The following is a 20,149-nucleotide window of genomic DNA, read 5'->3' as shown; positions in this document are numbered from 1 at the left end:
CGTAGTCCGCCGGACGGTCCGGGCCGTGAGCACCGACGGGCGGCGGCGCGGCGGAGTTCGCGTGACCCTCGACCGATGTGCCGGTGCCGTCGGCAGACGTCTTGCGGTCTCATGTGGAGGCGAGCCCCGTCCGGTAGGCGTAGGCGACGGCCTGGGCTCGGTCACGGGCGCCGGTCTTGGCGAAGATGTGGTTGACGTGGGTCTTGACAGTGGCCTCGCTGACGTACAGGCGGGTGGCGATCTCGCCGTTGGACAGCCCCTCGGCGATGAGACCGAGGATCTCCGCCTCCCGTCGCGTGAGGTCGTCGGGCAGCGCCCGGCGGCCCGCCGACGGCCGTGACGCCGACGCCTCGATGCCCAGATTGTGGACCACGCGCTCCTGCGCCGCGGGGTCGAGAACCATCTGCCCGGCGGCGACCGTGGCGACGGCCCGGGCGATGTCCTCGGCCCCGGCGTCCTTGGTCAGGTAGCCACGAGCGCCGGCACGCAGCGCGGCGAGGACGGAGTCGTCGTCGGCATAGGTGGTCAGGGCCAGCACCGCGGCGTCCGGGTGGTTCGCCCGGAGCCGCCGCGTGGCTTCGATGCCGTCCATGCGCGGCATGCGCAGGTCCATCAGGACGACGTCCGGCTGCAGCCGGGCCACCGCTTCCAGCGCCTGCTCCCCGTCCTCGGCACTGCCGACCAGTTCGATCCCGGGGAGCAGCCCCAGGAGCAGAGTCAGCCCGTCGCGGACGACCCGCTGGTCGTCCACGAGGAGGACGCGCACGTTCACCTCGCCACCGGGACGGCGAGCTCGACGCGAAACCCGTCCGAGGTGGGAACGGCCTCGAACCGTCCCCCCAGCAGGTGTGCCCGCTCGGCCAGGCCGGTCAGGCCGTAGCCGACCGGATCGGGGGATGAGACCTGGCCGGCCGCCCCGTGGTCCTCGACGATGACCACTGCTTCCTCCGGTTCCCAGCGCAGGACGACCTCGGCGGCGGCATCGGGCGCGTGCTTGCGGACGTTGCTCAGCGCCTCCTGCACGGCCCGGTACATCGCGAGCCGTGCGTCGGCCGGCAACAGCACCGGGTCGCCGCTCACCGTCAGGGTGCAGGATCCTCCGGCCCTCCGGTGCTCTTCGACGAGCTGCGGCACCAGCTCCGGGCCCGGCAGGTCGTCGCCGCGGAGGGTGGCGACGGCGCGGCGGGCGTCCGCGAGCCCGGACCTGGCCAGGGCATGGGCGCTGTCGATGACCGCGACGACGCCGGGCGGTGTCGGGCCCGAGCGGGCCAGGAGCCGGGCGCCCTCCAGGTGGACGGCCAGCCCCGACAGGGTGTGAGCCAGGACGTCGTGCAGTTCGCGGGCCAGCCGTGTTCGTTCGCCCAGGGCCGCGGCCCTGCGCTCGGCGTCCCGGGTGGCCTCCAGCTCCATGCGCTGCTCCTGCTCGCGGCGCAGCAGCCAGCCCATGAGGAAGAAGAAGGCGGCGCCGCCGTCGGTGACCAGGACGAACAGGGCAGGGTCCTCCGCGGTGCGCGCCTGCTCCAGGTTGAACACCAGCGCGGAGGCGACGGCGGTGGCCGCCGCCTCCGGCAGCGGCAGGCGCAACGGCGCGAAGGCCATGATCAGGAACAGGGCCACGACCGGCCCGGTGGGATCCGCGTTGCGGACGGCGGTGGCGGCCAGGGCCATGGTGACCAGCAGAGCCACGACGCCCCATCGCGGCGCGGTGCCCCACAGCAGGAGCACTCCCGCCGCCAACGCGTAGGCGACGGTGGCAACGGTGACCTGGGCAGCCGGCCCGCTGGACCCGAATCCGACCGCGCCGCCGGCGTTCGCCACCGCGACCAGCGCCACGACGGCGAACCCCACCGCCGTGAACAACCGAGGACGGACCTGCACGCAGCGACAGTGCCAGCTTCCGCGGGTCGGCGGAATCCATCCCCGGGTGGAGACGCCCGGCGTGTCGGGTGGAGCTCGGAGGATCCACCCGGGCGCCGACGACGGCGTCCCTACCGCGCAGCCACGCTGCAGCCGTCCCGACGCAGAAGGAGCCGGAATGAGCCTCGCCGTACTGCAGGGCGCCAACCTGGTAGCCCGTTTCGCCCTGGAGCTGAGCGCGCTCGCCGCGCTGGCCCTCTGGGGCTTCACGCTCGGCGTCCCCGTCGCTGTCCGCGTGCTGGCCGGGGTCGGCGCGCCTGTCGTGGCCGCCGTCGTCTGGGGGCTGTTCGCCTCACCACGGGCCGCGGTGGCCCTTCCCTCGGCGGCGCGGCTCGCCGTCCAGGCGCTGGTGCTCGGTGCCGCGGTCGCCGCGCTCGTGCAGGCCGGGCGCCCCCAGCTCGCCTCGGCCTTCGGCCTCGCCGCCGCCGTCAACGCCGCTCTGCTGGTCTGGTGGCAGCAGTGATCCCGGTCCGCAGCAGCCTCCCCCGCCAGGCGGCGGCGGCTTCCTCGGCCTACGTCGCGGCGTGGATCGCCGGCCTGCTCGCAGTGCCCGCCGTACCGACCGGCGCGACGGCCGTCCAGGTGCACACCCACATCGCCGACCACCGCTTCGGCATGGTCGTCCAGTCGCTCCTGGTGCACGGCACGGCAGGTGTGGCCCTGGCGGTGCTCGCCGTCAGCCTTGCCCGCTTGGCTGTTCGCCGGAACGACGGACGCGGGCCGGCTCTCACCGTGGGGGCCGGGGTCACCGCCGCCGCACTGTCCTGGCTCCAGGTGAGCCTGCTCCTCGTGCTGGTCGCCGGCGTCGACGACGGCTCCCCGCAGCGCACGGCGGCGCTGCGAGCGGCGATCGACCTCGTGGACGCCGGCAAGCTGCTCGCGCTCGCCGTCCTCGTCGTCGCAGGGACCGCCGTCACCTGGCGGATCGGGCTGGGACAGCGCTGGCTGACCGTCCTCGCCCGGGGGCTCGCACCGCTGCTCCTCGCCGGCGCAGCGTCCCTCGTGCTCGAGGTTCCTTCGCTCACCGCCACGCTGTACCTCAGCCTGCCGCTCCTGCTGGTCGTCATCGGCGGCACGGGTCTGGTGGTGTGGCGACGGGCGGCCGGCAGCCGGTGACGAGTGCTCCGGCGGCGGCCTCGGCCCGACGAGGCAACGGATGACCGGGGCCGGCGCCGCACATGGCCGGGGTGGCCACGCCCCCATCAGGAGGACCGAGATGCAGTTCACCGGGCGTGCGCGTTCCCCGCCCCGCCGCTGCTCTGACGGCTCCGGCTCGGGGTCGGCGGCGCATCAGCCAGGTCCGTGGGCCGCCGGCCGGCAGGTCGACGACATCGGTGATCGCGAAGCCGAGGCGCCGGTAGAAGCGCACGTTCGGCTCCGCGCTGGTCTCCAGGTGCACCGGCAGCCCGTCCTGGTCGGCGCGGTCGAGCCCCGGGGTCAGGGTCGCGGCACCGATCCCCCTGCCCTGCCGATGGGGCAGTACACCCAGGCTGGCCAGGATCACGTGCCGGTCCGCGGGTCGACGTAGGGCCAGCGCTGCCTCGGCCTCCTCAGCCGCTGACGCCCGGTCCCCCGCCAGCTCGGCGGCCGCCGGCCCGACCCGCGCCCACACGTCATCCGGCACCGCATCGCCCGGCATCCACACCGCGACGCTCACGAGCTGCCCCTCCGCCTCGCCGACGTCGACACAGCCGAAGGGAAGTGCGACCTCGGTGAGGAAGAGACAGTGCAACTCCCGTAGCCGCTCCTCGTGGTCGTGGACATCGACCGTCCACCTGGTCCACGCGTAGTCGGTGAAGGCGTCGGCGAGCACCTCGGCGGCTGACGGGACGTCGGCGAGGGTGGCGGGGCGCGACGTGAGGGTCATTCGTTGCTCCTGGGGGGATGCGACCGTCCGTCACCCCTGCGCGCAGTCGCCGGCGCGCGGGGGTGACGGTTCGGTCAGGCAGCGTGCACGGTGAACGGCGCGGTGATCACTGTTCCGTCGGCGAGCCGGAACTGGGCCCACAGCCGGTACGTCCCCGTGGTGGGGAACTCCGCGTGCACGTCGAGTTCCGGGCCGAAGGTCTGTCCCGGCGTGGCGAAGACCGGTCGCCCGGAGTCGTCGGCCACCTCGGCGTGCTCGTGGGCGAAGGTGGACCCGTCCGCGCGCATGACCACGACGTGGCCGGCGGCGGCGAGGTAGGGCTGCAGATCGTCGAGCGGCCGGCCGGTTGCCGCGTCGCTGACCGCGAAGTGGAGATCGCTCACGCCGCCTGCCTCCACCTCGCCGTCCAGCTCGACCCGGACGCCGTCGACGACGACCGCGCGTGGTCCCGCCACCAGGCTCACCGACTCGGGAGCGGAACCGGCGACGGTGATGACCTGCCGCTGGTGGACGTCCTCCATCTGCCCCTGCCGCCGGAACTCGGTGTTGACCACGTACGTGCCCGCCGTCACGAAGGTGACGTCCACGGCCAGCTGCCCGGGCTTGCCGGTCGGCTGCGGGTGGACGTGTGTGAACGTGCCGAGGTCCTCCCGGGTGGCGATGAGGTGCATCCACGCCTCGTGGCTGCGGGTCAGGTCCTCGATCGGCTCGCCGGTGGCGGCGTCGACCACGGTGGCGACCAGCCGCGTCGGTTCACCGGGGCGGACCTGTGCGGGCAGGTCCAGCCGCACGTCCACGCCGGCCTCGGCGGCATCGGTCGGTGGCACCTCGGCGGTCATCATCTCGCTCATGGCCGGGCGCATCGGCATGCCGGTGCCCTGCATCCAGGCAAGGGTGCCGTTCATGCCGCGTTCGGCGAAGTCCATCCGGCTGACCGCCGTGAGCCCCGCCCCGAGCGCGAGCGCCACGACGGCGACACCGGTCAGGTAGGCGTACTGGCCGATGCGGGCGCGCAGCGGCGGCCGCAGGATCTCCTGGACGGTCGCCGGCCGCTGGAACCGGCGCAGCCGCAAGGCGTTGGTCAGCACGCTGACCGAGCTCATCGCCATGGCGGCGCTTGCCAGCACCGGGTCCAGCAGCAGGCCGTCCCACCAGTAGAGGGCACCGGCGGCGACCGGGATGAGCAGCAGGTTGTAGCCGAACGCCCAAGCGAGGCCCTGCTTCATGGTCGCGACCGTGCGCCGGGACAGGGCGATCGCCGAGACGATGCCGCGCAGGTCACCGCCGACGAGGGTGATGTCGGAGGCGGCGATGGCGACGTCGGCGCCGGTGCCGATGGCGATGCCGACGTCGGCGGCCGACAGGGCCGCGGCGTCGTTGATGCCGTCGCCGGCCATCGCCACCACGTGCCCCTGCTCTTGGAGCCCGCGGACCTTGGCCGCCTTGTCGGCGGGCAGCACCTCGGCGAGCACGTCCTCGATGCCGACCTGGTCGGCGATGGCCCGCGCGGTCGCGGTGTTGTCCCCGGTGAGCATCCACACCTGCAGCCCCAGCGCCCGCAGCTGGGCCACCGCCTCGGCGGACTCGGGCTTCACCGTGTCGGCAACGGCGATGCTCGCGGCCGGCTGCCCGTCGATGGCGACGAACATCGCGGTCTGCCCGTCCGTGGCCGCAGCGGCGGCGGCATCGGCCAGCGCGGAGACGTCCACGCCGCGTGCACGCATCAGTGCCTGGTTGCCGGCGAGCACGTGCCTCCCTCCGACGACGGCGTCGATGCCGTGACCCGGGACGGCGTCGAACGAGCCGAGCGCGGGAAGGTGCAGGCCGCGGGCGGCAGCGGCGGCGACGATCGCCTCGGCGACGGGGTGCTCGCTGCCGGTCTCCGCCCCCGCGACGAGGGCCAGCACGTCGTCCTCGGCCCAGCCGCCCGCCGTGGTCACCGAGGTGAGGGCCGGCCGTCCGCTGGTGAGGGTGCCGGTCTTGTCCAGGACGACGGCGGTGACCCGGCGGGCGGTCTCCAGCGCGTCGCCGTTGCCGACCAGGATGCCCAGCTCCGCGGCGCGGCCGGTGCCGACCATGACTGCGGTCGGGGTGGCCAGGCCCAGCGCGCACGGGCAGGCGATGATCAGCACCGCGATCGCCGTGCTGGTGGCCATGGTCAGCCGGCCGGTGTCCGGGCCGAACAGCGCCCAGGCGGCGAAGGTGGCCACGCCGAGCAGCAGGACGATCGGGACGAACCATGCGGAGACGCGGTCGGCGAGCCGCTGCATCGGCACCTTGGCACCCTGGGCGTCCTCGACCAGGCGGACGATCTGCGCCAGGGCGGTGTCCTCCCCCACCGCGGTGGCCCGCAGCACCACCGTGCCGGTCCGGTTGAGCGTGGCGCCGATGACCGTGTCGCCGACCGTCTTGTCCACCGGGAGGCTCTCGCCGGTCAGCATGCTCTCGTCCACGGCCGTCGCCCCGTCGGTGACGACGCCGTCCACCGGCACCTTCTCGCCCGGCCGCACCCGCACCAGGTCGCCGACGACGACCCGCTCGACCGGCACGTCCACCTCCGCGCCGTCGCGCAGGACCCGCGCCGTCTTCGGGGCCAGCCCGACGAGCGCGGTGATCGCCGCGGCGGTGCGCTTCTTCGCGCGGGCCTCCATCCACCGGCCGGCCAGGACCAGGGCGAGGATCACCAGCGAGGTCTCGAAGTACACGTGCAGCGGCAGGCCCCAGCTCTCAGCGGCGGCCGGCCACAAGGTGACGAAGGCGCTGTATCCGTAGGCGACGCCGGTACCTAGCGCGACCAGGGTGTTCATGTTCGTCGACCCGTGCTTGGCCGCGGTCCACGCCGCGGCATAGATCTCCCGGCCGGCCCAGGCCTGCACGACGGTGGCCACGACGAGGATGGCCGGCATCAGCCAGTCCATCGTGTCCAGGTACAGCGGCACGTACATCAGGGCCATCAGCCCCAGGCCCACGGCGAGGGTGAACTGCCACTTCCACTTCAGCGCGGTCACCTGGGCTTCGCCCTCGTGGTCCGCGGGCGCCGCGGCGGGATCGGTGCCGACGCCCTGGGAGTCAGGCTGGGCCTCGCGGTGCGGCGTGGCGGTGTAACCGGCACGCGCCACCGCCGCGGTCAGCTCCTCGACGCCCACCCGGGCCGCGTCGAACCGGACGGTGGCGACCTCGGTCGCCAGGTTCACCTCCGCGGTCGCGACGCCGTCGACCCGGCGCAGCGCCTTCTCCACCCGGCCGACGCACGAGGCGCAGGTCATGCCGCCGATGTCGAGGGTGCAGCCGGCGGTCGGCTCGGTCGCCGTCGCGGCGGCCGGAGGGACGGTGGTCGTCATGGCAACTCCTGGGCGGGACAGGTTGATGAGGCGGAGTCGATGCTCGGGGGCGACCCAGGGGGTCGGACCGGCGATTTCGCCGGGTTGCCGGCTCCAGGTCGTTCAGCGGCCGGCGGCCTGTGAAGGGAGGGGCGCGGCGGGAACCCGCGGAGCGACCTCAAGCGCGCTGCGTCCTGCCGCCCGCTGCACCGGGGCGGCCGGACCGCTGCCGAGCAGGACGCCGGCGACGACGACCGCACCGCACACCAGCTCGACGGCGAACGTGGGCTCGCCCAGCACGAGCCAGGACGAGGCCATGCCGGCCACCGGCACCAGCATCGAGTAAGGGGCGACCACGCTCGACGGGTAGCGGCTCATGAGCCAGGTCCACACGCCCGATCCGCCGATCGTGGCGACCAGCACGGTGTAGGCGAGGCCGGCCACGGCCAGGGCGCCCTGCCCGGTGCCCAGCGAGGCCACCGACGCCGAGATGCGGGCCGGGCCTTCGAGGGTCAGTGAGGCGACGAGCATGGGCAGCGGTGGAACCACCGTCATCCACAGCGTGAGCCGGAACGGCTCGGTGGCCCGCGCCTGGCGGCTGCACAGGTTGCCCAGGGCCCAGCCGAGCCCGCCGCAGACCGTCAGCAGGAGCGGCAGCAGCATCGCCCCACCGCCCATCTCGGCCCGGTGGACGGCGATCCCCGCCAGGCCGGCTGCCGCCGTGGCGACGCCGAGCGCCTGGCGGCCGCTCAGCCGCTCGCGCAGCAGCACGCCGGCCAGCACCACGGTGAAGGGAGCCGACGACTGCAGCACCAGCGAGGCGAGACCCGAGGGCATCCCGGAGGCCATGGCGAGGTACAGGAAGAGGAACTGCAGCACGCCGAATCCGGCGCCGTACCCGAGGATCCACCGCCACGGCACGGTCGGCCGCCGGACCAGCAGCACGGTCGGAACCGCGAGCAGCGCGAATCGCAGGGCGACCAGGAAGAACGGCGGGAAATGGGCCAGCGAGAGGTGGATCGCGGGGAAGTTCAGTCCCCACGAGACGGCGACGGCGACGGCGAGGAGCCGGTGACGCTGCTGCATGGGAACTCCTCCACCACGGGGCAGGGGGTGCTCGGTCGGACTCAGATGCTCCGCGGTGACGAGCGCCGTCGAACCGGTGGTTTCGCCGGGCTCGGCTCTGCGCCCGCTGATGCCGGCCGTGGCTGCGGGTCAGACAACGCCGGGACGCACCGCGGCGGCGGCCTCCGCGTACGCGGTCGGCGGCCAGGCGGCGAGCAGCTTGTGCCGCAGGCCGGCGCCCAGGCGGCGGTAGAACCGCTGCGCGTCGGCGTTGTCGACTTCCATGCTCCAGCGGATGAGCAGCTGCTCCGGTTCCGCCAGTTCGGCGAGGGTGGCCATGAGCTGCCGGCCGACGCCGGCGTCGCGGTGCCCGGGGCGGACGTAGAGGTCGTCGAGGTTCACGACGTCGCCACCGGTCCACAGGTGCAGCTGCCGGACGGCGGAGACGTAGCCCACCGGCCCGCCGCTGCGTTCGGCCAGCAGCACGATGACCTCGGGCCGGGCCAGCAGGCGGCGCCACTGCTCCTCCTGGACGTGGACGTGGGCCGCTCGGTCCTCGTGCGCGGCGATCTCGGCGACCATGACGGCGACGTCCGCGGCATCGGCCGGCGTCGCTCGGCGGATCGTGACGGCCGCGTGGTGGTCGGGGGGCGCCGTGGGGCGGGGGGTGGTGGATCGGTCGGTCATCGGAACTCCTGGTGGACGGTGGTGCACGGGCGGTCAGTGGGTGGCGATGGCGGTGAGGACGTCGAGCCGGGCAGCCCGGCGGGCGGGCAACAGGCCGGCGGCGAGGCCGGCGAGCACGGCGATCGCGACGACGACCAGGAGCTGGCCGACGGGGATCCGGATCGTCAGCAGCTCGTCGTTGCTGAGGCCGGCAAGAGTTGCCACGGCCAGCCCGAGCCCGACGGCGACACCCGCGAGGACGGCCGCCACGGCCACGAGGGCGGCCTCGGCGCGGATCATCGACCGCAGCTGCCGGCGCGTCATGCCGACCGCCCTCAGCAACCCGATCTCCCGGGTCCGCTCCACGATGGACAGGGCCAGGGTGTTGGTGATCCCGAGCAAGGCGATGACCACGGCGAAGCCGAGCAGGAGGGTGATCAGCCCGAGCGCCTGGTCGACGGTGGCGGCCCGCGCGGCGACCGCCTGGGTCTGGTCGAGGATCTCCGCGTTCGGGAAGTCGCTGACGGCGGTCTCCAGTGCCGTCCGTCCGGCCTCCGCGTCGACGCCGTCGGCGAGCGCGACGAACACGCTGGCGTCCACGTCCTCGTTGAAGTGCTGGGCGTACGTGGTCAGCGACAGGATGTAGCCGCTGCTGAGCGCCTGGGCGGAAGCGTCGGCCATGACGCCGACGACCCGGACCTGCTGCTCCCCGTGGCGCGGGAAGGTCATCGCCAGCTTGTCGCCAACTCCCAGACCCCGTTCGGTCGCGACGTCCTCGGCGAGGACGACGCCTCCCTCCTCGAGGGCCCCGAGGTCGCCGGCCGTCATCTCGACGTCGGCGACCTGCGGCAGGGTCGCCGGCTCGACCGCGGTCAGGGCGCTGGTCGTGCCGCCGTCCAGCCAGTGCCCGTAGCGGATCGAGGAGGTCGCGCCCACCTCCGGCAGGTCGGCGACGCGGACCGCGACCTCCGGGGACAGCCCGCCGAGCATCTCGTCGCCGGCGCTCCGGATCAGCAGGTCGGCCGTGAGGGCCTCCTGCTGGCCGGCGCTGATGGCCTTCACCGACCCGCCGAGCACCGAGACGAAGCTGATCAGGGCCAGGCCGAGGGCCAGGGCCGTCACGGTGGCGGCCGTCCGGCGCGGGTTGCGGACCGTGGACTCGCGCGCGAGGCGGCCGGGGACACCGAGGCGGTCCAGCGGGCGGCCGACGGCGTTGGCCAGCCGCGGTGCCAGCACCGGGCCCAGCACGACCAGGCCGAGGAGGAGCAGCACCGCGCCGAGCGCGACGCCGGCGATGTCCCGCAGGACGGCGGCGGCGCCCAGCTGCGCGACACCGAGGGCGAGCAGCACCCACCCGGTGACCAACCGGCGCCGGCGAGGCCGTGCCGGCTCGGAGAGCCGCATGGCCTCGACCGGGGCGACGCGGGCGGCGCGGCGGGCCGGCCCGAGCGCGGCCAGGAGCGTCACGAGGGCGCCGGCGACCAGAGCGACGAGGACCGTGCGGGAGGTGACGGTCAGCGGGCCGTCGGGGAGCGCCAGGCCGGCGCCTTGCGCGAGGCCGCGGAGCCCGTAGGCGGCGCCGATGCCGGCCGCGGTGCCGCCGGCCGCGCCGGTGATCCCGATGAGGAGGGCCTCGGCGAGCACCGAGGCGAACACCTGCCGACCGGTGGCCCCGGCGGCACGCAGCAGGGCCAGCTCCCGGCTGCGCTGGCTGAGCACGATGCCGAAGGTGTTGGCGATCAGGAGCGCGCCGACCAGGAGCCCGGCGGCGGCGAGCGCGAGGAGCACGACGCGGAGGTAGCTGATGCTCTCCTTCGCCGCCTCGGCGCTCGCCTCGGCGGCGTCCTGGCCGCTGGTGACCGCGTACTCCTCCCCCAGGGCCTGGGCCAGGTCGCTCCGGAGCTCGGCGACGGCGACATCCGGGGCGGCGATGACGTCGACCGACGTCACCCCCGTGCCCAGGCCGAGCAGGGCCTGGGCGGTGCCCAGGTCGACCAGCACCACGGCGCTGTTGGACAGCCCGTCGTCCACGCCCACGCCGGTCAACCCGACGACCTCCAGCCGGCGGCTGGCCGCGGCGGAGACGGTGACGGTGTCACCGATGGCGATGTCGTGCGCGGCGGCGGTGGCGGCGTCCAGGACCACCTCGTCGCCGCCGTCCGGCGCGCGGCCGGTGCGCAGATCGTAGGCGGTGAACGGGGCTTCCGCCCACGTCCCCAGGATCGTCGGGCCGTTCGGTCGCACCGGTTCCCCGCGGACCTGCAGCTGCCCGGGACCGGAGGCGACCGCTCGTGCCTGCCCGACACCGGGGGTGCCTGCGACACGCTCGGCGAGGTCGGCCGGCAACGGGTCCCGCTCCACTTCCACGCCCATCGCGCTGCCGAACGCGGCCACGCCGCGGACGGTGAGGTCCACGCCGGCGGCGGCGGTGCGGAACTGCGCGTCGAGCAGCCGGCTGCTGGTGTCGGTGAGCACGAGGCTGCCGGCGACGAAGGCGACGCCCAGGGCGACGGCGAGCCAGGTCAGGGTCAGGCGGGAGCGGTGCGCGACCGCGTTCTTGACGGCGAGGCGCCACATCGCAGATCACGCTCCAATCGGTGAGGTAGGAGCGTCGAGGAGCGCCATGCGTGCCAGGACGGTCTCGGGCGTGGGGGCGGAGAGCTCGTCGACGATGCGGCCGTCGGTGAGGAAGACGACCCGGTCGGCGTAGGAGGCAGCGACGGGGTCGTGGGTGACCATGACGATCGTCTGGCCCAGGGAGCGGGTGGCGTCCCGAAGGAAGGCGAGCAGTGCGGCGCCGTGCCGGGAGTCGAGGTTGCCGGTCGGCTCGTCGGCGAAGACCAGGTCGGGCCGGGCGATCAGCGCCCGGCCGACGGCGACGCGCTGCTGCTGGCCCCCGGAGAGCTCCGCCGGTCGATGGTCGAGCCGGTTGCCCAGGCCCAGCATCTGCACGAGCTCGGCCAGCCATGCCGGGTCGGGCCGCTTGCCCGCCAGGGTGAGCGGCAGGGCGATGTTCTCCGCGGCCGTCAGGGAGGGGATGAGGTTGAACGCCTGGAACACGAAGCCGAGCCGTTCCCGGCGCAGCAGGGTCCGCTCCCGCTCGGACAGCGCGGTGAGGTCGGTGTCCCCGATGAGGACCTGGCCGGAGTCGATGGTGTCGAGCCCGGCGAGGGCGTGCACCAGCGTCGACTTGCCCGAGCCGCTGGGCCCCATGATCGCGGTGAGTCGGCCGGCGTCGATCGTGACGTCGGCGCCGTCGAGGGCGCGGACGGCGGCTTCCCCTTGGCCGTAGGTCTTGACGACGTCGCGGGCTTGCGCCGCGACGGTGAGGGATGTGCTCTCAGGTGGGGCGACGGTGGTCATGGCGGTCTCTCTCTCGCGGATGGCGGGGTCAGGTCTGGTCGGTGGTCGGTCGGCGGAGATGTGCGGTGCGGCCCGCGGGCGGGACAGCGCGCGATCGCCGGGTGTCCGCGGGGCGCGGGCCCTCCGGTCAGGTGCGCGCCCGGTGGAGGGGGCGCCTCCACCGGCGGGGCGGCTGCAGGCAACGGGCCAGCCGGGCGCGCTCGGCGTCGTCGATCAGCTCCTGGTGACGGGCACGGGCGAGGTGGTCGTGGGTGGCGAAGGACATGGCGGTCTCCTGCGACGGGAGGTGGGAGGGGAACGGTCACGCCGGGAGGCGGGTGGTGAGGCGTAGGGCGGCGGGAGCCGGGCGGGGCTCCCGCGGCCGGAGGGGCGGTCAGGACCGGAGGGTGTAGCCGGCCTCGTCGACCGCGGCGGCGATGTCGGCGCGGTCCACGGGGCGGTCGGCGGTGACGGTGACGGTGCCGCTGGCCACGTCGACGGTGACGGACTCGACACCCTCGATGGCGGCGATCTCCTCGGTGACCGCGCGCTGGCAGTGCGCGCAGGTCATGCCGGTGACGGTGAAGGTGGTCGAGCCGATGAAGGTGCGGGGGGTGCCGGACAGCATGGGAACTCCTCGGGAGGTGGGTGGTGCGATCGGTCGGTGGGAAGAGTCGCCGCGGACCGGCGCCCTTCTCACCGGGCATTTCGCCGGGTTCGTCAGGGGGGATGGCCGGCAGCGGCTCAGTGGCCGTGGCCTCCGTGCCCGTGACCGCTGGCGCCGGCCGTCGGCTTGCCGGCGGGGACGGCGAGCAGGGCCAGCACGAACAGGGCGGCGAGGACGCCGGCGGTGGCGGTGAAGGCGCGGCCGTAGCCGTCGATGAGACCCGCTTGTGTGGCGAGGTCACCGGCGATGGCGGTGAGCGCCGCGACGCCCAGGGCGGCGCCGATCTCGTGGCCGGTCATCATCAGCCCGGACGCGAGCCCGGACTTCTCGGCCGGCACGTCGCTCATGGCGGCCACGGCGATGGCGACGAACATCGGTCCGACGCCGGCGCCGACCAGCAGGAACCCGGGCAGCACGTCGGCGGCGTAGGACGTGCCGCCGGCGCCTGCCGCCAGGACCAGCACCCCCGCGGCCATGACGACCAGGCCGACGAGGATGAGCGTGCGGGCGCCGAGGCGGGAGATGACCCTCGACGCGACGGTGGCGGCCACGGTGATCGCGGCGGCCAGCGGCAGGAACTGCAGCCCGGCGATGACCGGGGACGCGCCGATGACGTCCTGCAGGTACAGCGAGGACAGGAAGATGGCACCGACCACGACGCCGGTGATGCCGGCCATGACCGCCGAGGCGGAGATCAGCGACCGGATCCACCAGGTCGACGGCGGCACCAGCGGGTCGGCGGCGCGGCGCTCTACCCGCGCGAACGCGGTCAGCAGGACGGCGGCGAAGGCCAGGGCGAGCCAGGTCCGGGGTGCGGTCCACCCGGCCGAGCGGGTGGCCTCGATGCCGAAGACCAGGGCCAGCAGCCCGGTGACCAGGGTGAGCGCGCCCGGCACGTCCAGCTGCCGCAGCCCGCCGGGCTGCGCACCGCCGCGGGCCACTGTCCGCAGCGTGCCGAGGACCACCGCGGCACCGATCGGCACGTTGATGAAGAACACCGCGCGCCAGCCCAGGGTGCTGGTCAGCGCGCCGCCGAACAGCACGCCGGCGGCGATGCCCAGGCTGCCGACGGTCCCCCACACGGCGAGCGCGGTCTGCCGCTGCCGGCCTGCGTAGGCGGTCATGATGATCGACAGCGCAGCCGGGGTGAGCAGCGCGGCACCGGCGCCCTGCGCGGCTCGCGCCAGGATCAGCGTGAGCGGGGTCTGGGCCAGGCCGCTCACCAGCGAGGCGGCGGTGAACACGCCGACGCCGGCGAGAAACGCCCGCTGTCGGTTCAGCAGGTCGGCGATCCGCCCGCCCAGCAGCAACAAGCCACCGGACAGCAGCACGTAGGCGCTGACCGTCCACTGGTAGTCGGCGGCGGACAGCTGCAGGGCGTCGCTGATGCTGGGTAGGGCGACGTTCACCACCGACACGTCCAGGATCACCATGAACTGGGCGGCGATCATCAGCGCGAACACCGTCCACGGCCGGCGCGGCTCGTCCGCGGACGGTGACGGGTGGCCGGGTGCGGTCTGTGCGGTGTGATCGGGCGCGTGCTGCGGCTGGTGCCGGGCGGTGAGCGCCGCCGGTTCGGCGCTGGGATGGGCCGACATGGCTGCTCCTCGAGGTGGGGGCTGTTGGGTCTGGTCCCACGCTCGCCATCGCCGAGCTCGCCCACGCCGGTGATTTCGCCAGGTTCTCGATCCGGGGCCTGGCCCGCTCAGATCGGTACGGTCCCGGTCGTGCTTGTCGGACGGGATGACGAACGTGCGGCGATCGCCGCCCTGCTCGACGCCGCCCGCGCCGGAGCCGGCGGGTCGCTGGTGCTCCGTGGCGTGGCCGGGTCGGGGAAGTCGTCGTTGTTGGCGGAGGCGGTCACGACCGCCTCCGGCATGCGGGTGCTGCGCACGTCGGGAGTGGAGTCGGAGTCCCCGCTGGCGTTCGCCGCGCTGCAGCGACTGCTGTGGCCGGAGCGTGGCCGGATCGAGAGCCTGCCGGCACCGCAGGCTGCGGCGCTACGGGCGGCCTTGGGCGAGGCGACCGGTGGTGGTGACGGTGACCGGTTCCTGGCCTTCCTCGGCACGCTGAGCGTGCTTGCCGACGCCGCGGAGGAGACGCCGGTGCTCGCCGTGGTCGACGACGCCCACTGGCTCGATGACGCCTCCGCCGCGGCACTGCTGTTCGCCGCCCGGCGGCTGCACGCCGAACGCGTCGCGCTGCTCTTCGCCGCCCGCGACGGCGAGGCGTACGGCTTCGACGCTCGCGACCTGTCCACCGTGGTTCTCGGCGCCGTCACCGGGACCGACGCCGAGGAACTGCTGGCGGCGCGGGCCGGCGGTGCGGTCGATCCGGCGGTACGGGACCGGCTGGTGGCCGCAACCGGCGGCAACCCGCTCGCCCTCGGCGAGCTCGCCGCCGCCCTGACCGGCGACCAGTTGGCCGGCCGGACGCCGCTCCCGGCGCCGCTGCCGCTGACCGGCGGCGTCGAGCGGGGGTTCCTCGACCGGGTCCGGCATCTGGGTGACCGGGCCCAGCGGTTCCTGCTGCTGGCCGCGGCCGACGACACCGGCCGGCTGACCGTCGTCCGGGACGCCGCCGCTCGTCTCGACCTCGGTGACGACGCCCTGGAGGAGGCCGAGCGGATCGGTCTGGTCCGGGTCGACGGCGACGCTCTGACGCTGTACCACCCGCTGGTCCGCTCGGCGGTGTACCGGGCGGCTACGAGCGCGCAGCGGCGCGCCGCCCACCGGGCGTTGGCCGACGTGCTGTCCGGGGACCCGGACCGACGGGCGTGGCACCTGGCGGCGGCGGCCGACCGGCCGGATCAGGCGGTGGTCGACGCGCTGGATGCGGTCGCCGAGCGGGCCGCGGGTCGCGGCGGGCACGAGGCCGCTGCCGCCGCGTGGGCGCGCGCCGCCGAACTCACCGGTGGGGGCGAGGCCCGGGGCCGGCGGCTGTACCTGGCTGCGTCATCGAGCTGGCTCGGGGCCCACCCGTCCCGGGCGGCAGCGCTGGCGAGCGCGGCCGCGGCCGACGTGACCGAGCCCGCACTGCGCGCGCGGCTGCTCACCTTGCAGGGGCAGATCGAGTGGAACACCCGCTCGGTCGACGACGGCTACGACTACATCGTGCAGGCCGCCCAGGTGGCAGCCGGCGCCGAGGAGGCGCTGGCCCAGCAGCTCGCGATGCTCGCCGCGTCGCTGGCCGCTTTCGGGGCACGGTCCCCGCGGGAGTTCGACCCGGCAGCGCTGGTTCCTCGTCCCGGGAGGGACGCCGCCCCCCACTCGCACGCAGCCTTCGCCCTCCTGCAGGGATTCCGCGCCGTCCGCCGTGAGGACTGGGCCACCGCGACCGACTGCTTCCAGGACGCTTTCACCCTCACCGACGACGTCGTGGTGGACGATCACGTGCTGCAGCCCAACCTCGGCGTCGCGGCGATGCTGATCGACGATGACGAACGTGGCCTGCGGCTGCACCAGCAGCAGCTGACCGCCGCCCGGAGCGCGGGAGCGCTGAGCATGGTGGAGCACGCTCTCACCCGCGGAGCGCTGTTCCAGATCGCCACCGGCGCCTGGTCGCAGGCGGCCGGCGCCGCGAACGAGGCGCTGACGCTGACCGCGAGCACGGGGCATGCAGGGCTGACCGCGCTGCCGGCCGCGGAGCTGGCCGTGCTCGCCGCACTTCGCGGGGACGACGCCGCCGATCAGCACGTGGCGGACGTGTCGGCGATCCGGGACGCGCACCCGGTCGGGCTCACCGGATCCATCGTCGTCGACATGGTGCACTGGGCGCAGGGACTGCGCGCCCGGCAGCCGGCGTCCGCGCTGCACCACCTCGAGCAGATCAGCTCCCCGGCGTACCGCCGCATGGCCGCCCTGGACCGGCTGGAGGCCGCGGTCCGCGCGGGACGGGAGGATCTCGCACGCACCTGGCTGGCCGAGCTGGAGGCGTTCGCGGCCGGCACGCGCGCCCCGGCCGCGGTCGCCGCCGTGGAGCACGGCCGCGCCCTGCTCGCCGGCGACGGCGACGCCGAGCAGCACTTCCACCGCGCCCTGACCGCCCATGCGGCGTCACTGCGGGTACCCGATCGGGCGCGCACCGAGCTGGCCCTCGGTGAGTACCTGCGCCGCGCGCGACGCCGGGTGGACGCCCGCGCGCACCTGCGGGCGGCGCTGGCGCTGTTCGAGGAGCTGGGCGCGGCGCCGTGGGCCGAACGGGCCGCGCAGGAGCTGCGCGCCTCCGGGGAGACCGCCCGCCGCCGCGACGTCACCACGTCCACCGACCTGACCGCCCAGGAGCGCCAGGTCGCCGCACTCGTGCGGCAGGGGCTGTCCAACCGGGACGTCGCCGCGCGGCTGTTCGTGTCCCCGCGCACCGTCGACTTCCACCTGCGCAACGTGTTCAGCAAGCTCGGCGTGGCCTCCCGCGCCGAGCTCACCGCGCTCGCGCTCGAGCTCTGATCGGTCGGCTGCCGCGACCCGCCCCGGCAGCCGACCTGGCGGTTCTCCCGGCGTGACGTCGGCAACCCGCTCCTAGCGTCCGAGCGACACCACAGCCCGGACGCCAGGAGCTCCCGATGACCAGCACCGTCGTCACCCACATGCCGGAAGCGGCCGCCGCCTCGGGTTCTCGCCGGCGCGGCGGACTGCGCACCACGCTCGCCCGCCGTTGGCCCACCGGCATCGGCGTCGCGGCGGTCGCCGCCAGCCTCTCCGCCCTGGCGCCGCTGCCCGACCAGGTGCACGCCTGGATCAGCGCCTGGTGCGTGCTGCTCGCCGCGGTGATCTACCTGACCTGGGGCACCGCCCGCGGCGACCTGGCCGATCGGCGGCTGCTGACCGCCCAGACCGCCGCGGTGCTCGGCTTCGGCGCGGTGGCGATGGCTGCGGTCGCCGTCGACCCGGCCACCGCGCGCTACGTGCTGGCCGCCGGCTGGCTGGCCCACGCCGCCTGGGACGTCGCCCATCACCGCCTCGGCCGGGTGGTGCCCCGCTGGTACGCCGAGACCTGCCTGGCCGCCGACCTCGTGATCGCCACCGCCCTGCTCACCGTCGGCCTCGTCTGACCGCCGACACCCCTCCGCCCCTCCTCACCACGCCGGGAGATCCCATGCCCACGTCACTGCCCTGCCCCGCCGGTCAGCGCCAGCTCCTGGATGTACTCGTCATCGGCGCCGGTCAGGCCGGCCTCGCCCTCGGCCACCACCTCGCCGCCCGTGGAGCGGGCTTCCTGTTGGTCGACGCCGGCCCGGAGATCGGCTCCTCGTGGCGCTCCCGCTGGGACTCGCTGCGGCTGTTCAGCCCCGCCCAGTACGACTCGCTGCCCGGAATGCCGTTCCCCGCCCCGGCCGACACCCACCCGAGCAAGGACGACGTCGCCGACTACCTCGCCGCCTACGCCGCCCGCTTCGCGCTTCCCGTGCGGCTCAACTCCCCGGTGTTGCGCCTGCATCGTGCCGCCGACGGGGACTTCGCGGCCACCACCCCGACCGGGACGCTGCGCGCGAAGCAGGTCGTCGTCGCCACCGGCCCCTTCCAGACGCCGCACATCCCCGGTCTCGCCGACGGGCTGGACCCGCAGGTGCCGCAGCTGCACAGCGCCGAGTACCGCAACCCCGCCCAGCTGTCCGGCGCCGGCCGGGTCCTGGTCGTGGGTGCCGCCAACTCCGGCCTGCAGATCGCCGCCGAGCTCGCCACGACCCAGCCGGTCACCGTCGCGGTCGGCACCCGGCCGACCGAGCTGCCTCAGCGCGTCGCCGGCCGTGACCTGTTCTTCTGGCTGACCCGTTCCGGGTTCTTCACCGTGCCCAGCCACACCCGCATCGCCCGCCGGCTGCGTGCCCGCGGCGACCTGGTCATCGGCACCCGCAGCCGCGACCTGCGCCGCCGCGGGATCGACTTCCGGCCCCGGCTGGCCGGTCTGGAGGGTCGCACCGCCCACTTCGCCGACGGGAGCGCGGTCGACGTCGACGCGGTCGTCTGGGCCACCGGCTACCGGCCCGACCACTCGTGGCTGCACGTTCCCGGCGTCGTCGTCGACGGGCAGGTGCGCCACACCGCCGGGGTGACCGACGTGCCCGGGCTGTACTTCCTCGGCCTGCCGTGGCAGACCTGCCGCGGCTCGGCCCTGCTGGGATTCGTCGGGGCCGACGCCGCCGCCCTCTCCGAGCGCATGGCCACCGACGCTACCCGGCCGGTGCGCTCCGAGCCGTCGATCCAGGCAGTTTCCCCGGCGTGAAGCCCCTGCCGCGCCCCTAGCGTCACCCGCAGCACCCCCGTCCGTCCCACCGCCGGCCCACCGAAGAGAAGCCGATGCCCACCGCGATCCTGCTCCCGCCGACCGTGCCCGCCAGGCCCGCGCCGGGCAGCCACCATGCCGCGGTGGTCCAGTTCCTCACCGGCTGGGCCACCACGCTGCTGCCGCTGCTCGTCGCCGTGACCGGTCTCGAGCTCGGCTGGTCGCTGCTGGGCGGGACCACCTGGCTGGTCGCCGGTGCCGGTGTCGTCGGGTGGGCGCTGTTCGCGGCCGGCTGGCTGTTGCACCGCGACTGGCATGCCGGTGCCGTGGTCGCCGCACTCGGCGCACCGGTGGCCGTGCTGGCAGGGCCGGCCGCGCTCGGCTGGCTCGCCCCAGCCGGGGCGGTGCTCTGGGGGCCGGTGAGCGCCGTGCTGACGGTCGCGCTGGCAATGGCCGCACAACCGCTGACCCCGAACGTCCCGCCCTCCGCCGAGCCCCCGGCTCGCGGCTGACCACCCCGACCCGCCCGGCCTCCCGAGGAGCATCCGATGACCGTCTCGCACCCTCCCCGTCACACCGTCGGGCTGCTCGCCGGGCTGCTGGCCGCCGCCGCCGGGGAGATCACCGCCACCGCCACCCGCCGCGGTCGTTCACCGTCGTCCGGCCTGGCCCGCGGCCTGGTCGACGCTGCACCGGCGATGCTCGTCGACGGCGGCGTCGCCCTCGTCGGCCGGGCGGACAAGCCCGGCCTGGCCGTGCTCGCGGCCGGCACGAGCGGCCTGGCCGCGGCGGCCGGCACCACCCTGGCCGGCCGACGGCCGCTGCTCGGCGCCGCCGTCGCCGCCGCCCCGCACGCCCTCGGCGGATACCTCGCAATCCGCCGCGGCGACGCCTCCGCCCGGGATACCGCCGCCGCGGCGGCCGCCGGCATGCTCACCGCCGCGACCGCGATCGCTCCGCTGCCCGTGCGTCCGCCGGTGGTGGGGGGGGGGGGGGGGGGGGGGGCGGGGGGGGGGGGGGGGGGGGGGGGGGGGGGGGGGGGGGGGGGGGGGGCGGGGGGGGGGGGGGGGGGGGGGGGGGGGG

General features: G+C 75.0%; 18 protein-coding genes. 6 read left to right on the top strand and 12 right to left on the bottom strand.

Going from position 1 to position 20,149, the window contains the following annotated elements:
• Positions 1 to 109: 109 nt before the first annotated feature.
• Both ACI794_RS06085 and ACI794_RS06080 read right to left on the bottom strand, forming a co-directional pair.
• Positions 110 to 766 (bottom strand): response regulator, encoded by a 657-nt coding sequence (locus ACI794_RS06085; protein ID WP_456615870.1) that lies wholly within the window; start codon positions 764 to 766, stop codon positions 110 to 112.
• Between the two features lie 2 nt (positions 767 to 768).
• Positions 769 to 1,878 carry a sensor histidine kinase gene (locus ACI794_RS06080; RefSeq protein ID WP_456601719.1) on the bottom strand — a complete coding sequence of 370 codons (1,110 nt, stop codon included), beginning with the start codon at positions 1,876 to 1,878 and terminating at the stop codon, positions 769 to 771.
• Between the two features lie 157 nt (positions 1,879 to 2,035).
• Here ACI794_RS06080 and ACI794_RS06075 point away from each other — a divergent pair, with 157 nt between their 5' ends.
• Together ACI794_RS06075 and ACI794_RS06070 are read left to right on the top strand one after the other, a co-directional pair.
• Positions 2,036 to 2,380: a DUF2568 domain-containing protein gene (locus ACI794_RS06075; RefSeq protein WP_456601720.1), complete on the top strand. Its 345-nt coding sequence runs from the start codon at positions 2,036 to 2,038 to the stop codon at positions 2,378 to 2,380.
• Positions 2,368 to 3,033, top strand: a complete 666-nt coding sequence (locus ACI794_RS06070) for a hypothetical protein (RefSeq protein WP_456615869.1) — start codon at positions 2,368 to 2,370, stop codon at positions 3,031 to 3,033. The genes ACI794_RS06075 and ACI794_RS06070 overlap by 13 nt, the downstream gene beginning before the upstream one ends.
• Here ACI794_RS06070 and ACI794_RS06065 read toward each other — a convergent pair.
• The 9 genes from ACI794_RS06065 to ACI794_RS06025 form a co-directional block, all read right to left on the bottom strand.
• Positions 2,981 to 3,730, bottom strand: a complete 750-nt coding sequence (locus ACI794_RS06065) for a GNAT family N-acetyltransferase (protein WP_456615868.1) — start codon at positions 3,728 to 3,730, stop codon at positions 2,981 to 2,983. The genes ACI794_RS06070 and ACI794_RS06065 overlap by 53 nt on opposite strands.
• Positions 3,731 to 3,858: 128 nt before the next feature.
• Positions 3,859 to 7,125 (bottom strand): heavy metal translocating P-type ATPase, encoded by a 3,267-nt coding sequence (locus ACI794_RS06060; protein WP_456615867.1) that lies wholly within the window; start codon positions 7,123 to 7,125, stop codon positions 3,859 to 3,861.
• A gap of 102 nt (positions 7,126 to 7,227) precedes the next feature.
• Positions 7,228 to 8,190 (bottom strand): EamA family transporter, encoded by a 963-nt coding sequence (locus tag ACI794_RS06055; protein WP_456601724.1) that lies wholly within the window; start codon positions 8,188 to 8,190, stop codon positions 7,228 to 7,230.
• A 129-nt stretch (positions 8,191 to 8,319) separates the two neighbouring features.
• A complete protein-coding gene (locus ACI794_RS06050) occupies positions 8,320 to 8,856 on the bottom strand; it encodes an N-acetyltransferase family protein (protein ID WP_456601725.1) in 537 nt (178 codons plus the stop codon).
• 33 nt (positions 8,857 to 8,889) lie between these two features.
• Positions 8,890 to 11,412 (bottom strand): ABC transporter permease, encoded by a 2,523-nt coding sequence (locus tag ACI794_RS06045; protein ID WP_456615866.1) that lies wholly within the window; start codon positions 11,410 to 11,412, stop codon positions 8,890 to 8,892.
• A gap of 6 nt (positions 11,413 to 11,418) precedes the next feature.
• The gene (locus ACI794_RS06040) at positions 11,419 to 12,198 is read right to left on the bottom strand and encodes an ABC transporter ATP-binding protein (protein ID WP_456601727.1); all 780 of its coding nucleotides are present in this window, start codon (positions 12,196 to 12,198) and stop codon (positions 11,419 to 11,421) included.
• A 127-nt stretch (positions 12,199 to 12,325) separates the two neighbouring features.
• Complete coding sequence (locus tag ACI794_RS06035; protein ID WP_456601728.1) at positions 12,326 to 12,463, bottom strand: hypothetical protein; 138 nt, start codon at positions 12,461 to 12,463, stop codon at positions 12,326 to 12,328.
• 108 nt (positions 12,464 to 12,571) lie between these two features.
• A complete protein-coding gene (locus ACI794_RS06030; RefSeq protein WP_456601729.1) occupies positions 12,572 to 12,805 on the bottom strand; it encodes a heavy-metal-associated domain-containing protein in 234 nt (77 codons plus the stop codon).
• Between the two features lie 116 nt (positions 12,806 to 12,921).
• Positions 12,922 to 14,442, bottom strand: a complete 1,521-nt coding sequence (locus ACI794_RS06025) for an MFS transporter (protein WP_456601730.1) — start codon at positions 14,440 to 14,442, stop codon at positions 12,922 to 12,924.
• Between the two features lie 129 nt (positions 14,443 to 14,571).
• Between ACI794_RS06025 and ACI794_RS06020 the strand changes: the two genes are divergently transcribed.
• The 4 genes from ACI794_RS06020 (at position 14,572) to ACI794_RS06005 (ending at position 19,578) form a co-directional block, all read left to right on the top strand.
• Positions 14,572 to 17,289, top strand: coding sequence for an AAA family ATPase (locus tag ACI794_RS06020; RefSeq protein WP_456601731.1), 2,718 nt, complete (start codon positions 14,572 to 14,574; stop codon positions 17,287 to 17,289).
• 116 nt (positions 17,290 to 17,405) lie between these two features.
• Positions 17,406 to 17,894, top strand: a complete 489-nt coding sequence (locus tag ACI794_RS06015) for a hypothetical protein (RefSeq protein WP_456601732.1) — start codon at positions 17,406 to 17,408, stop codon at positions 17,892 to 17,894.
• Between the two features lie 44 nt (positions 17,895 to 17,938).
• Entirely contained in the window at positions 17,939 to 19,066 is a 1,128-nt protein-coding gene (locus tag ACI794_RS06010) for a flavin-containing monooxygenase (protein ID WP_456615865.1), read from the top strand.
• A 74-nt stretch (positions 19,067 to 19,140) separates the two neighbouring features.
• Positions 19,141 to 19,578 (top strand): hypothetical protein, encoded by a 438-nt coding sequence (locus ACI794_RS06005; protein ID WP_456615864.1) that lies wholly within the window; start codon positions 19,141 to 19,143, stop codon positions 19,576 to 19,578.
• A gap of 138 nt (positions 19,579 to 19,716) precedes the next feature.
• Here ACI794_RS06005 and ACI794_RS06000 read toward each other — a convergent pair whose 3' ends face one another.
• The gene (locus ACI794_RS06000) at positions 19,717 to 19,920 is read right to left on the bottom strand and encodes a hypothetical protein (RefSeq protein WP_456615863.1); all 204 of its coding nucleotides are present in this window, start codon (positions 19,918 to 19,920) and stop codon (positions 19,717 to 19,719) included.
• Positions 19,921 to 20,149 lie beyond the last annotated feature (229 nt).

The sequence above is a fragment of the Blastococcus sp. SYSU DS0541 genome (assembly GCF_054050875.1).
The sequence above is the reverse complement of the archived record's forward strand: the minus strand, read 5'-3'. Positions and strand labels throughout refer to the sequence as shown.

What these genes read in the sequence shown, in the direction of transcription:
- ACI794_RS06075 (WP_456601720.1), top strand. Translation starts at nt 2,036, where the DNA reads ATGAGCCTCGCCGTACTGCAGGGCGCCAACCTGGTAGCCCGTTTCGCC.
- ACI794_RS06060 (WP_456615867.1), bottom strand. Translation starts at nt 7,125, where the DNA reads ATGACGACCACCGTCCCTCCGGCCGCCGCGACGGCGACCGAGCCGACC.
- ACI794_RS06055 (WP_456601724.1), bottom strand. Translation starts at nt 8,190, where the DNA reads ATGCAGCAGCGTCACCGGCTCCTCGCCGTCGCCGTCGCCGTCTCGTGG.
- ACI794_RS06050 (WP_456601725.1), bottom strand. Translation starts at nt 8,856, where the DNA reads ATGACCGACCGATCCACCACCCCCCGCCCCACGGCGCCCCCCGACCAC.
- ACI794_RS06045 (WP_456615866.1), bottom strand. Translation starts at nt 11,412, where the DNA reads ATGTGGCGCCTCGCCGTCAAGAACGCGGTCGCGCACCGCTCCCGCCTG.
- ACI794_RS06040 (WP_456601727.1), bottom strand. Translation starts at nt 12,198, where the DNA reads ATGACCACCGTCGCCCCACCTGAGAGCACATCCCTCACCGTCGCGGCG.
- ACI794_RS06035 (WP_456601728.1), bottom strand. Translation starts at nt 12,463, where the DNA reads ATGTCCTTCGCCACCCACGACCACCTCGCCCGTGCCCGTCACCAGGAG.
- ACI794_RS06030 (WP_456601729.1), bottom strand. Translation starts at nt 12,805, where the DNA reads ATGCTGTCCGGCACCCCCCGCACCTTCATCGGCTCGACCACCTTCACC.
- ACI794_RS06025 (WP_456601730.1), bottom strand. Translation starts at nt 14,442, where the DNA reads ATGTCGGCCCATCCCAGCGCCGAACCGGCGGCGCTCACCGCCCGGCAC.
- ACI794_RS06015 (WP_456601732.1), top strand. Translation starts at nt 17,406, where the DNA reads ATGACCAGCACCGTCGTCACCCACATGCCGGAAGCGGCCGCCGCCTCG.
- ACI794_RS06010 (WP_456615865.1), top strand. Translation starts at nt 17,939, where the DNA reads ATGCCCACGTCACTGCCCTGCCCCGCCGGTCAGCGCCAGCTCCTGGAT.
- ACI794_RS06005 (WP_456615864.1), top strand. Translation starts at nt 19,141, where the DNA reads ATGCCCACCGCGATCCTGCTCCCGCCGACCGTGCCCGCCAGGCCCGCG.